The organism is Vibrio sp. 10N.222.55.C7 (genome assembly GCF_041473335.1).
Lineage (GTDB): Bacteria > Pseudomonadota > Gammaproteobacteria > Enterobacterales > Vibrionaceae > Vibrio > Vibrio crassostreae_C.
The window spans coordinates 1-12,460 of sequence record NZ_JBFRSC010000023.1 but is presented as its reverse complement, the minus strand read 5'-3'; the positions used below and the strand labels follow the sequence as shown (position 1 = coordinate 12,460).

Here is a 12,460-nt window from a genome sequence, read left to right as displayed (position 1 = left end):
AATTATATTTGGTCATTATGATGGCGAGAGAAATACAATGGAAAGAAGTGACAATATCATCATGATGCCTTTCGAGCCGAAAAGACCTTATCAGGAGATAGGGTTAGTACTAAGAAAAGAACTGATTGAAGGCCTGTATAAGGTCGGAGATAGGTTACCTCCAGAACGCGATATTGCTGATCGTCTAGATGTAAGCCGCACTGTAGTGCGTGAAGCGATCATCATGCTAGAGCTTGAAAACTTAGTTGAGGTAAAAAAAGGGTCAGGTGTTTATGTCCTGAACATTCCTACTCATTCTCGCGAGAATGTGGTCAGCGATGACGCTGGTCCATTCGAGATGCTGCAGGCCCGCCAATTACTGGAAAGTAATATCGCGGAGTTTGCGGCAACTCAGGTCACTCCGGGCGACATCATTAAGATGCGCTCTGCACTCGAACTCGAGCGCGAAGAGCTTGCAAGCGGCACTACCGATTGCAGCGGAGATGAAAGATTTCACATGTGTATTGCAGAGGCAACTCAAAACTCTGTGCTGGTAGATATGTTGAAACAATCCTGGGATCGACGCGAAAAGAGTCCAATGTGGAATAAACTCCACTCTCACATCAGTGGTCAAGATTACCGTGAAGAATGGTTAGATGATCACGCTCGTATCCTCGCCGCCTTACAGCGCAAAGACCCTGTCGCTGCTAAGAACGCAATGTGGCAACACCTTGAGAATGTTAAACAGCGTTTGTTAGCGCTGTCAGACATTGATGACCCAAACTTTGATGGTTACTTATTTAGCTCCAACCCAGTGGTGCTGCTTAGCTCAGAAAGCTAGTTCTGAAGCTAATGTTGAATTCAGCGACAAGGCTCCTCTTGAAAGCTGATTCATTCAATAGGTTGTAGATAGGTAATCGTCTTTAGACCGGCGTAGACCGGTGCTATCTCGGGCAGTAATTGTCATTGCTGCCATTAAGAAGTCGTTATTGCATTTAGCTTGATTAATTCGAGCCGGCTAAGTGCGTCTTAAAGAAAGGTAAGTCTCATGGAACAAACGTGGCGTTGGTACGGCCCTAATGATCAAGTCTCGCTAGACGATATTCGTCAAGCGGGCGCAACTGGTATTGTGAATGCACTGCATCATATTCCAAATGGTGAAGTTTGGACAAAAGAAGAAATCCTCAAGCGTAAAGCCATTATCGAAGAGAAAGGTTTAACGTGGTCGGTTGTAGAAAGCGTGCCTGTGCACGAAGAGATCAAAACTCAAACTGGCAACTACCAGCAGTGGATTGATAACTATAAGCAAACTCTGTCTAACCTTGCTGAGTGTGGCATCGATACGGTTTGTTATAATTTCATGCCAGTGTTGGACTGGACGCGTACCGATTTAGAATTTGAAATGCCTGATGGCTCGCGCGCACTGCGTTTTGACCAAATCGCGTTTGCGGCATTTGAGCTGCATATCTTGAAACGTCCAGGTGCAGAATCGGACTATTCAGAATCAGAGCAAGCTCAAGCGTTGGATTACTTCAACAACATGACGCCAGAGCAAATTCAGCAACTGACTAATAACATCATCGCTGGCCTGCCAGGCGCTGAAGAAGGTTACACACTAGAAGCGTTTCAAGCACAGCTAGATCGCTATGCGGGAATCGACAAAGACAAGCTACGTGAGCACATGTCTTACTTCCTCGCTGAGCTGATGCCTATCTGTGATGCGAATGGCTTGAAGATGGCGGTTCACCCAGACGATCCACCGCGTCCGATTCTAGGCTTGCCTCGCATCGTTTCAACGATCGAAGACATTGATTGGTTGACCGAGCATGTACCGAGCAAAATGAATGGCTTGACGATGTGTACGGGTTCATACGGTGTTCGTGGCGACAATGATCTGGTTAATATGATCAAAAAGCACGGTGACCGAATTTACTTTACGCACCTGCGTTCAACTAAGCGTGAAGAGAGCAACCCAATGACATTCCACGAAGCAGCGCACCTCGATGGTGATGTGGACATGTACAACGTTGTGATGGCTATTTTGGATGAAGAAAATCGTCGTGCAGAAGTGGGCGATCACCGCTTAATTCCAATGCGTCCGGATCACGGTCATCAAATGCTGGATGACCTTAAGAAAACCACTAACCCAGGTTATTCGGCGATTGGTCGATTGAAAGGCTTAGCTGAAGTTCGTGGTTTAGAGATGGCATTGAAACGCGCTTTCTATACCAAGTAACGACGGCATCTAGCTTTAAAATACTTTTAAAAACCAGAACTCATGTTCTGGTTTTTTGTATCTGAGCTCAGTAAAACTTCAGAGTTTGGATAACAACAATCACGCCCCTAACTTGGTAAAGGCCAACGGGGTTTGTCCAGTTTGCTGTTTGAAAAAAGCGATAAACGCACTGTTAGATGAGAACTCTAGCAAATGTGCCACATCACCGACTTGTCGGTTTTCTGAGAGCAGTTCAATCGCTTTAAACAAGCGCCATTGCTGTCGCCACTCTTGGTAAGTCATGCCTGTTTCGGCTTTGAATAATCGAGTAATCGTTTTGGTGCTTGCGCCAACCGAGTTCGCTAATGTCGAGAGGGCTGGGGCAAGAAAGGAATCGGTTCGGACTTGTTTGCAAAAGCTTTTAAAGCGGCGATCTGTCGGTAGTGGCAAGATAAACGAGTGTTGGTTAGCACTGTAAAACTCTTCCCAGAATAGGTTGGCGGTATTGGTGGTTTGCTCGCGGGCAACGTCCCAATCCCAGAAAGCCATCTTATTGATCAGGGCTTTTAAAAGCTCATTCACTTCCACAATTTCAATCGCTTCTGGGCAGGTGTAAATACTGCTATCAAAATAGAGCGACCGATAAGCAACCACATTGGTCATCTGCGCGCGATGTTTGGTATAAGGCGGGATCCACACGGCTTTAGTCGGCGGCAAAATGCAAATGGCGTTTTTTAAGGTCAAGGTGATGCAACCCTGTGGAGCATACAACAGCTGTCCTTTTACGTGGTGATGTATTCCTGAATCATGCTGACCTAGCTCTGCCGCAATCCCTATTACGGGCGCAGGTAAGCTGTCTGCATCAAACTCAATCGTTTCGCTGATTAATGCCATTTGTCCTAATCTTGTTGTTTTTGGTTTTAATGTTGTTAACGAGCCAAGGTTAGTTTCCCCTAGACTCCTCGTCAAGTTCACTGGTCTTGGAAAAATGATGAAAACAAAACCTTCTTTATGGCAAATGGTGCTATTGCTGATGTTCCCTCAAATCGCAGAAACCATCTATAGCCCGACTCTGGATTCAATATCGAAATCCTTTGATGTGAGTTACGCACAAGCGGCGCAAACCCTCTCGATCTACTTCTCAGCGTTTGCGCTCGGTGTTGTGGTATGGGGCATATTGGCAGACAAATGGGGGCGCCGACCAACCATGTTACTGGGCATGGGGTTATTCGCCTGTTCAGCACTTATTGCTATGCAAACCGACAGCTTTACGTGGTTGATGATAGCCAGAGCCATGGGTGCTTTCGGGCTTGCGGTGGGCTCGGTGGTGACACAAACCATGTTGCGCGATGCCTTTAGCGGCGCGGAACTGGCCAAGGTGTTTGGTTACATGGGGATGGGGCTGTCGATTAGCCCAATCATCGGGCTGCTTCTTGGCGGTCAACTAAGCCAAGCGGGCGGGCATCAATATGTGTTTATTGCCTTGTTTATTATGGTGTTAGCGTTGTTGGCACATAGCCTATGGTCATTGCCTGAAACGCAACAATCTAAGCAGCCATTGCAGTTAAAGTCACTCAGTATTCACATGATCAAAGATAGCGATATATGGATGTCTGCGTTGCTGGTTGCGTCGTTCAATATTGCGCTATTTTCCTATTATCAATTGGGTTCATTTGCCTTCATTCAACTTGGATTTAGCGTTGAGCAGTTTGGCTACAGCGGCATTGTGCTTGGGTTCGGGACTCTGTTGGGAAGCTTGGTGAACAAGACATTGTTGAAGAGACAAGTGTCTTCAATGTCTCTGATTGGTATCGCAGCAGGGCTTCAAACATTAGGTGCGGTGGGTGTGTATTTTTCACAACACACGATCTGGTTCTTGCTTCCAATGATGTTGGTGGTTATGGCGTTTGGTATTGCGATCCCCAATGTGTTGAGTCGCACATTAGTCAGCTACCAATCTCAAGCAGGAAGTGCAGGCGCACTGTTTGGTTTGATGTATTACACCTTGATCGGCTCAGGGCTCGCTTTAGCGGGAATGATTCAAGATTTAGGGGTGGTGTTGGTACTTTGCGGCGCTTTGTCTGTGTTGGTGACGATACGCAACCGACTCCAGCTCAAACGCTAAGTCTCTCATCTGTATTGATAAATTCCGTGTCCTGTTTGGCGCGGAATTTATCATTTCTTGGTGTGTAAATTTGGATATTGACAGAGGTAGAGTGATCGTTCTACCCTGTAAGTAGAACAATCATTCTACCCTTTGTCGGGTATTGAGAGAGCACTATGTTGAGAGAACAGATTGCAGCAAGCCTTGAAGTGGCGTTTAGCCAGCAAGGTTTTGCTGAGCCGAGTGTTGCACAGCTGAAAACGGCGTGCGATGTAAGCCTAAGAACCTTGTATAAACACTTCCCTTCAAAAGAAGCGATGATCGTTGGTGCCTTGGAGTATCGACACCAACGTTACCTAGATTTCTTGTTGGAAACGTCGCCTGAAAAGGGGCTCGCATCGGTTACTCATATCTTCAACAAGCTTCAACAATGGTTAGAAGAATATGCGCCGCACGGGTGTATGTCGATGAATGCGATGGCCGCGTTTCCCGATAATGAGCTTATCAGCCAAGCGGTTACACAGCATAAAGAACAAGTTCGTTTGCTAATAGGCAAGCAGAGCCTGCGAGAGGAGCTCGCGACACCGCTGTTTTTACTTCATGAAGGAGTATCAAGCGCGTGGCCAGTCTTAGGCGAAGAAGCAGTGGCATCGGCACAGAAGATGGTGACAAAATTACTCAAGGAAACAGTATGAATTTCGAGATACCAAAAACAATGAAAGGCGCAGAGATGCTAGGACACGGCGGGGCAGAAATGCTTGGGTACCGTGAAGACATTGCTGTTCCACAAATTGAGCCTAATGAAGTGCTGATCAAAGTCATGGCAGCAGGCGTTAATAATACCGACATCAACACGCGAATCGGTTGGTATGCAAAAAGTGATGATTCAGACGATGCCAGTTGGTCTGGCGAAGCGTTGAAATTCCCTCGCATCCAAGGTGCCGATGTGTGCGGTTTCATCGTAGCCGTTGGTAACGAAGTTTCGGCTGAACGTATTGGCGAGCGTGTTCTGATTGAGCCTTGTTTGACCGAGGTTTATGGACAAGATCTACCACAGCCATGGTATTTCGGATCTGAATGCGATGGTGGTTTCGCTGAATACACCAAAGTAGCAGCTAAGCATGCTTACGCGGTGAACAGTTCTATGTCGGATGTTGAGCTAGCGTCTTTCCCATGTTCTTACTCAACAGCAGAGAACATGCTAACTCGTGCCAATGTGGCTGAAGGTGATCGCGTGCTTATCTCAGGTGCATCGGGCGGTGTGGGCTCTGCGGCTATTCAGCTAGCAAAAGCTCGCGGCGCGTATGTTATTGCCATCACTAGCCCAAGCAAGAACCAACAGTTACTTGAACTTGGCGCTGATGAAGTGATTGCCCGTGATGCAGATTTGGTTAAAGCGCTAGGCGAAAGCAGTGTGAATGTGGTTATCGACTTAGTCGCCGGTGACAAATGGCCGGAATTCCTTGAAGTGCTGAAACCACATGGTCGCTATGCCGTATCTGGCGCAATTGGTGGCGCTATGGTTGAGCTTGATGTTCGCACTTTATATCTTAAAGATCTCAGCTTTTTTGGTTGCACAGTTTTAGAACCACAAGTATTCCAGAACCTAGTCAACCGTATTGAGAAACAGCAGATTGGCGCCATCGTTGCAGATTCTTATCCGCTAGCCGATATCCATAAAGCGCAAGATGAGTTCTTAAAGAAAAAGCATGTTGGTAAGATCGTGTTGGAAGTGGCAGAACGCTAGTTTTAGTCAGCTTCACGGTTTAGATTTATGGAAGAGCGAGCAAGCGTTATGTGCTCGCTCTTCTTGTTTCTGGCGAATACTGGCGGGCTCAGTCTTGCAACCCGTTGAGTAACAGATCCTATACAGCTGAAAGGTTAATGATTCATTTATCATTGTGTGGTTTATTAATTAACTGTGCGATAATCACCGCCGTTATATATCCCTATCTATGTTGTATTCATCTAGGAGCCGTATTGATGTTTAAAAGGGTATTGCAGGCATTATTCTCACCTTTTGTTGATTCAAAAAACAAACCCTCTGCAGAGCCTGCCCAACAAGAGCAGCAGCAAACCGTTGCTACTGATTCTGTTCAGTCTTCAATCTTTGTTCCGCCGTCGTCCACTCAGCCATCATCATTAATCGTCGATAATACGCTTAGCCTTCACGATGGTGAGTTCCTTGATTATTTGTTTGGAGAGTCTCGTCTTCGAACGGAGTCAGACCCATTTAGTGATTTTGTCGCTTGTCAGATCGAACGTTTGATTCGCTCTCCAAAAGCCCTGCTTAATGAACTGCCAGTGATGCCAGCCTCTGTAACCACGTTAATGGCAGAATTACAGAGCGACGAGTTTGATGTCGATGCATTGTTAAGAGTGATTGAGCGCGAGCCGAGTATGGCTGCCGATGTGATTAAACTGGCTAACAGCGCCTTCTACAAACGCAGTGAAAAACAAGTTACTGACTTAAAAACTGCTTTCCTCAATATGGGTTCACAAGGGCTAATTGAAGGCGTGGTTAATTCTTACATGAAGAACTTCACGCCGGGGAACAATATTTACTGGCGTCACTTCGGTGAGAAAATTTGGAATCACAGTGTTCAAACCGCGTCGTTTTCTAAGGAGTTGATGAAAGACTCTTCATCTCAAGAAGAGCAAGCAGCGGCGTATTTTGTTGGGTTAATTCGCAACTTAGGCAAGATGATCATTTTCCAGATGATGGTAGAAGCCTTCAAGCATGTTGATCCTTCTGTTCCACCTAACTCGTTAGCATTGAAGCGCCTGATGAACAGCTACTCCATTCGCCTGACTTACACCATTGCTAAGTTCTGGGAACTGCCAGAATCAGTGTTGACCGCGATTGGCTACCAAGAGTCGAGCCGATACGAATGCACGCCACTTGGTCAAGCTGTGTTTGAAGCTAACTACTTGAGTGAGCTGTGCTATTTACTGGAAGAACAAACGATTGAAGTCGAGCAATTTAAGCGCAGATGCAAAGAGACACTGATGTCTCCGGCTGCATACAAAGTGGCTAACCGTATCTATAAAGAGTCTGAATTATCGCTAGTGAGCTAACCCTTAGCCTATTCGACCTACGCTGTGACTGAACATAATGATTGGTTGCAGCTTGGTTGGGCTAGGTTGTGAAATACATTCAGCTACGAAATACGCTTACAAATGGCTAATCCACAGCTTGTCGAGTTCGCACCAACCGAAACCATTTACTTGTGCGCCGTGTATCTTTTCAGAAACCTCTAAGTTGAACGCCTCTTGCTTGAGCTCAGTCACAACCCCAGATTCATGCAACCAATGCCGGAGCGACAACAGTGCATTCATCGCTAACTCAAAGTCTGGTTGGTTTGTTATTGAAGCTAAGCCTTGTTCGATTGTCTCTAGCATCTCAGAAGGTAAAGTTAATTCCTCAAACGGGAAGCGAGTGAAAAAGCTTAACCACGAAGTGAAGGTGTCGTTCTCATCAATAATACTGCACAGCGCGACGTCTTTGGTAGTTAGGTAGTGAGTTAGGTAGTGCCCATATTCCACGCTGGTTTTGTGGTCGCCGGATACTGATAATTGCTCGAAAAGGGTTTGGCATTCAGAGGTGTCTTCAACGGTGAACTCCCGCTCTGTTTTCGACAACGTTGGGTTTTGAATTTTGAAGAAGGTTGAGCCGAATTCCGGTTGGGAAGCATGGCCATCGCAAGCCACAGTGGTCGTTTTCTCGGGCAGTTTCACGCACACCTGATTTTGAGCGCAGGCTTTGCTCTGTGCCCATTCCGGGTAGACCCACAACTCGACTCGATTAAGAATCGGCGTGCTGTGTGAATACGCGCTATTGCGGCTCAATCTCAACATCTTGCTTGAGAAGATGTCTAATGAGAACGCGCCAGATCCAATCAGCCTATCAGTCGGTGATGAGTGATCGAATACGGAGGCTTCAGCCCTAGCAAGTAGGCGCGGTAAATGCCAATCAGGTTGATTCAATTTCACGACAACCACATTGCCTGCCAAGACAGAGACCTCATCAATATGCTGATAACAGCGACGCCATATTTTGCTTTGGCAGAGCGAGTTAAGGTTGCGTGCTATGTCTTGAGGTTCGAGTGTTCGACCGTTATGAAAGTGAACACCATTGCGAATCTGAAAGTGCCACTGTGTCGCATCTTGATTAGGCTGCCAATGATAAGCCAGATCGCCGCTGAGTTTGCCGTGCTTAACGGAGGTTAGGCGTTGGCAAACTTGCATAACTAAGAAACGTTCGGTGCGTCTAAGCACGCGTTGAGGGTGAAGCGCTTCGAGTTCTCGGTGAAACGGGATGTACGCGATATTCTGCGTCGACGGATTGGTATTGCTTAGAAAGGCTTGCAACTCAGTGCCAGCATTGCGGCCGTTGAAGCTCAAGGTGCTAAACACCTGTTCTATGTTGCCTGCGTCAGCTTGGGTTTGTGCGTATTGGTAACACGCCGCAATGGGTTCAACCAGACACGTGAGTTGTGCCTTCTTGCTGCGGCCTGAGCTAGCTTGCCACTCAATCCAGCCTTGTGCTGTCATCGCTTTGAGTAAGGTCTGAACGTGACGTTCACTCACGTGCAGCAGTGTGGCCAGTTGGTTGACCTGACAATGTGATACTCCAGGCCCAAAAGCCTGAAATATCTTTTCATACAGTTCAAGCTTGCGCTTAAGGTTGCCCAATTTGCTTTTCCTAACGACGAGGTTGAGTTAAATGTGGACAGCCAGAGTCAATCAGTGCTTTTTCCATCGTGCCGAGAACTCGAGAGGTTATCTCTGAGCTTAGGATATTCGATTCAGTTTTGCCTTGAAGCACCAAATCTGAAAAATGGTCGATTTCAAACTCGAATCCATTCCCTGTCACTCGGTAGTTAATGGTCGACTTTTTGCCTTGATGTTCAATCTCAATAAAGGCCGGATTCCACCATTTTTCGTGAATGGTGATTTTGGTTTCAGGTCCACTCAAGTGTGCTGTTCGGGGAAGGTTTTGCACTGTTGATGCCGATATCTTACCGCTTATATCACCAGAGAATGTAAAGCATGCATTGGTATCAACATTCGCTCCCTCATAAAGACACGACATCTCTACCTGAGGTTTTGAAGGGTTTACACCCAGCGTTCGGCACAGATCGTAAAAGAACCAAAGCCCATAGACCCCAACATCGAGTGTTGCTCCGCCTGACAAATCCGGATTGAAGATAAACAAATCGGGCTCATAGTCATGATGGTTACCAAAGCTGGCTTCGATTGAATCTATCTGAATGTTGTTATCGACCAAGAATGATTGGAGCTCACGATATGCGGGAAACACCACGGTTTTCATTGCTTCTAACAGCATCACGCCATTTTGCTTCGCGAGAGCTTTCATCTCAAGCCAGTCACCAAGGTTGGTAAAAGCCGGCTTCTCGACCAATACATGTTTTTTATTCTTTAGAAACAACTCAGTGAGTGGCTGGTGGTATGGGTGAACCGTAGCGATGTAAACCGCTTCAACACTTGGGTCATTCGCCATCTCTTCATAAGAACCATACGCCTTGTCGCAAGCAAACTTGTTGGCGAACGTGGCTGCGCGTGAGTGATCTCTGGCGGCAACCGCATCAAGCTCACCATGCAGACAGTGCTCTGTTACTGCAGTCGCGAATCGATTGGCGATATTGCCTAGCCCTGCGATGCCCCATTTAATTTTTCGTTGCGTGTCGCTCATCAGTTGCTCCAAATCGTTGTTTTGTATCAGTGTACTCAGAGACGTCACATACAAATAGAGAACAGATTTCTCAACCTGTTCTCTATTTATTTTATTCTAGTTGAAGCTCAGGATTAGCTCTGTATTGAGTGTTTCCAATCGGCTAGGGCTTTAATGTGTTTTGGCCCGATGCCACAACAGCCACCGATAATATTCGCGCCCAGTGCATGCCAGCGTTTAGCGTAAGTTAAGTAACCTTGGCCATCCAGCTCACGCATCTCCTGAAACATATCATTCGCTTCATGTTCGTTGCTGATAGGCGCAAAATTGTTGGCATAGACACCAACTTCTAAATCACTGCCTAGCTCATCGATCACTTTCTTGGCATCGATAATGGCTTGATCCATCACTTCAGGCACTGAACAGTTAAACATAATGCCTGTCGCGTTTGATTGGCAGGCAAGTTTGATCGCGTCTGTTACGCTCTCGCCAGAACGAATATTGGCAGAATCGCCCTTGGTGTCTTCCAAACTGAATGCGTAGTAACACGGCTTATCTGACTGCTTAAGAACCGCATGAATGGATTCGAACTCTTGCAGGCTGCAGATGGTTTCCGCTATCCAAAGATCGATGTTTGGATCCTGGGCATCGTAAAGCGTTTGAATGATTGGCGCTGCCTCTTCTACCTTAAACAAGTCTGGTCGGTAGCTGCCAAATGGCGGTGGAATCGCGCCTGCTACTTTCACTGTGTGGGGTGCATTGTCTGCAACTGCTTTAGCCAGCTCACCAGACAGTGTGGCTAGTTCAAAGCCTCGCTGCTCGAACAGCTCTTCACCCAAATGAAAAGGCACACAGGCGTAGCTATTGGTGATTAGGATTTCAGCACCTGCATCGACAAAGTTTTGATGCGCTTGGCTAACAAATTCGGGTGCTTCAATCAGCGCTTGAGCACTCCAAAGCGGTTGAGAAAATGGCGCGCCAATTTCTTTGAGTTCTCGGCCCATGCCGCCATCAAGTATGGTTAGTGTTTTCATATTCAATACTATCTAAACAATTGCTGAAGTTCTGCTGCCACCATATCAGACAACCTTGTCAGACAGAAGCCATCAAGCCAGGTTCAACTATCGATGAGGGAGTTTCGTTATAGGTGGTCTAGCGGGCTAGTCGTGCCGCTAAAGTGTTGCCCAATAACGTGAGTGTATATCTGAGTTGTCTTAACATCACTGTGCCCCAGTAACTCTTGAACCGTTCTGATATCGGAGCCTGACTTTAGAAGTTGCTTAATAAATTGATTGTATAAATAGGCTAGAGCATTGAGAGCTACCTTTTGAGTATTGATGGCTACTTTTTGTTGATTAGCTAAATGAGAAAGAAAGGAGACAACTTCAGCGGCATGCATCTGTTCAGGGTGTTTAAGCTTATGAAAATGAATGAAGTATTTTATCCAGTAACAGTAGGCTTTGATTGTCTTGCGACTATAGCCTCGCATCGTCATATGTTCGCAAATTGCCTGCATGAATTGACTCGCCATATATTCCCCTCACAAAATCTGTACATACAGACAGTTTATTGCTTGTTGAATAATTAATGACTTAAAAAAGAGTGGTTTTTAACTCTGATTGAGCACGAATTTAACGAGAGGCTTATTTTAAATTATTGATTATACTGCAGATTTATGGGTGGTTAAGAATGAGGCCGAGCGTTACATAGTCGGCAATATGTGCTTGCACGTTTTCACACTTATTGTTTAGACCCACTTTTATATTAAATGCATAGCATTCAGTTGGTTATGAGTGACCTTTTTGATATGTTAAGCGGATGGATTCGTGCTTGCACAATATTAAAATGTTATGTGCTTGGAGGCTAAATGGTAACGTTCACAGAGAAAGAGTTAGATGCTGTGTTGAATAATGCAGTTGAAACCAATCCTGATTTTCTGAGATGGTTCGTTCATCAGACGAAATTTAGAAGTGGTGGATACAAGTACCTGTGGTCTCGTTCAGACCATCCTTGGGGAATAATTGACTTCGAAAGGCTTGATCCTGCAACTAATGGTACAGTGACCGAAAGGCGTCAATCCGAAACAGATATTCTGGTGGTACTTGAGGGGCAAGATGGTGGCAGGGTCGCTCTCCACATAGAGAACAAATTATCCGACGGGCACTTTACGGAATATCAAGCGGAAATGTATTCGCAAAGAGCTAAACAATGGATGAACAAAGAGAAGTTTAAGAACTATACAGACTTCCAAACCATCCTAATTGCTCCTCAATTCTTTTATAATAACAACATAGAGAAAGCTAGGTTGTTTGATTGCTATATAAGCCATGAAGATATTGGTAAGTATCTGGCGAAGTTCGCTTTAGAACGCACATAACAAATAAGGATTAAGGTGTTGCGCAGCCAACACTAAATCCCGAGTGTTGAACAAGCCCGAAGCCACTTTATTAAGTAAATTGTACGATTG

12 protein-coding genes are annotated in these 12,460 nt (G+C 45.9%); 7 read left to right on the top strand and 5 right to left on the bottom strand.

Annotated elements, in window-relative coordinates; all coding sequences use genetic code 11:
- Positions 1-37: 37 nt before the first annotated feature.
- A complete protein-coding gene (locus AB4482_RS09315; protein ID WP_017068144.1) occupies positions 38-820 on the top strand; it encodes an FCD domain-containing protein in 783 nt (260 codons plus the stop codon).
- Between the two features lie 207 nt (positions 821-1,027).
- Positions 1,028-2,215 carry a mannonate dehydratase gene (gene uxuA, locus AB4482_RS09310; protein WP_017068145.1) on the top strand — a complete coding sequence of 396 codons (1,188 nt, stop codon included), beginning with the start codon at positions 1,028-1,030 and terminating at the stop codon, positions 2,213-2,215.
- A gap of 99 nt (positions 2,216-2,314) precedes the next feature.
- Here the strand turns inward: uxuA and AB4482_RS09305 are convergent, their stop codons facing one another.
- A complete protein-coding gene (locus tag AB4482_RS09305; protein ID WP_372111209.1) occupies positions 2,315-3,088 on the bottom strand; it encodes a helix-turn-helix domain-containing protein in 774 nt (257 codons plus the stop codon).
- Positions 3,089-3,185: 97 nt separating this feature from the next.
- On the opposite strand from AB4482_RS09305, the gene AB4482_RS09300 reads away from it, so the two are divergent.
- The 4 genes from AB4482_RS09300 to AB4482_RS09285 all read left to right on the top strand — a co-directional run bounded on the left by AB4482_RS09300 (position 3,186) and on the right by AB4482_RS09285 (position 7,376).
- Positions 3,186-4,319 carry a multidrug effflux MFS transporter gene (locus tag AB4482_RS09300; protein ID WP_372130850.1) on the top strand — a complete coding sequence of 378 codons (1,134 nt, stop codon included), beginning with the start codon at positions 3,186-3,188 and terminating at the stop codon, positions 4,317-4,319.
- A gap of 155 nt (positions 4,320-4,474) precedes the next feature.
- Positions 4,475-4,993 (top strand): TetR/AcrR family transcriptional regulator, encoded by a 519-nt coding sequence (locus tag AB4482_RS09295; RefSeq protein ID WP_372130848.1) that lies wholly within the window; start codon positions 4,475-4,477, stop codon positions 4,991-4,993.
- Positions 4,990-6,045, top strand: coding sequence for an alcohol dehydrogenase family protein (locus tag AB4482_RS09290; protein WP_372130846.1), 1,056 nt, complete (start codon positions 4,990-4,992; stop codon positions 6,043-6,045). Before AB4482_RS09295 ends, AB4482_RS09290 begins: the two co-directional genes overlap by 4 nt.
- A 236-nt stretch (positions 6,046-6,281) precedes the next feature.
- A complete protein-coding gene (locus AB4482_RS09285; protein ID WP_372130844.1) occupies positions 6,282-7,376 on the top strand; it encodes an HDOD domain-containing protein in 1,095 nt (364 codons plus the stop codon).
- 96 nt (positions 7,377-7,472) lie between these two features.
- Here the strand turns inward: AB4482_RS09285 and AB4482_RS09280 are convergent, their stop codons facing one another.
- From AB4482_RS09280 to AB4482_RS09265, 4 genes are all read right to left on the bottom strand, one after another.
- The gene (locus tag AB4482_RS09280) at positions 7,473-8,993 is read right to left on the bottom strand and encodes an SgrR family transcriptional regulator (RefSeq protein ID WP_372180821.1); all 1,521 of its coding nucleotides are present in this window, start codon (positions 8,991-8,993) and stop codon (positions 7,473-7,475) included.
- Positions 8,994-9,003: 10 nt separating this feature from the next.
- On the bottom strand, positions 9,004-10,014 hold the full coding sequence (locus tag AB4482_RS09275) for a Gfo/Idh/MocA family protein (RefSeq protein ID WP_372136986.1): 1,011 nt from the start codon (positions 10,012-10,014) through the stop codon (positions 9,004-9,006).
- 113 nt (positions 10,015-10,127) lie between these two features.
- Positions 10,128-11,027: a homocysteine S-methyltransferase family protein gene (locus AB4482_RS09270; RefSeq protein ID WP_372136985.1), complete on the bottom strand. Its 900-nt coding sequence runs from the start codon at positions 11,025-11,027 to the stop codon at positions 10,128-10,130.
- A gap of 107 nt (positions 11,028-11,134) precedes the next feature.
- The gene (locus tag AB4482_RS09265) at positions 11,135-11,524 is read right to left on the bottom strand and encodes a site-specific integrase (RefSeq protein ID WP_372136984.1); all 390 of its coding nucleotides are present in this window, start codon (positions 11,522-11,524) and stop codon (positions 11,135-11,137) included.
- 336 nt (positions 11,525-11,860) lie between these two features.
- Here AB4482_RS09265 and AB4482_RS09260 point away from each other — a divergent pair, with 336 nt between their 5' ends.
- A complete protein-coding gene (locus AB4482_RS09260; protein ID WP_017069595.1) occupies positions 11,861-12,370 on the top strand; it encodes a hypothetical protein in 510 nt (169 codons plus the stop codon).
- Positions 12,371-12,460 lie beyond the last annotated feature (90 nt).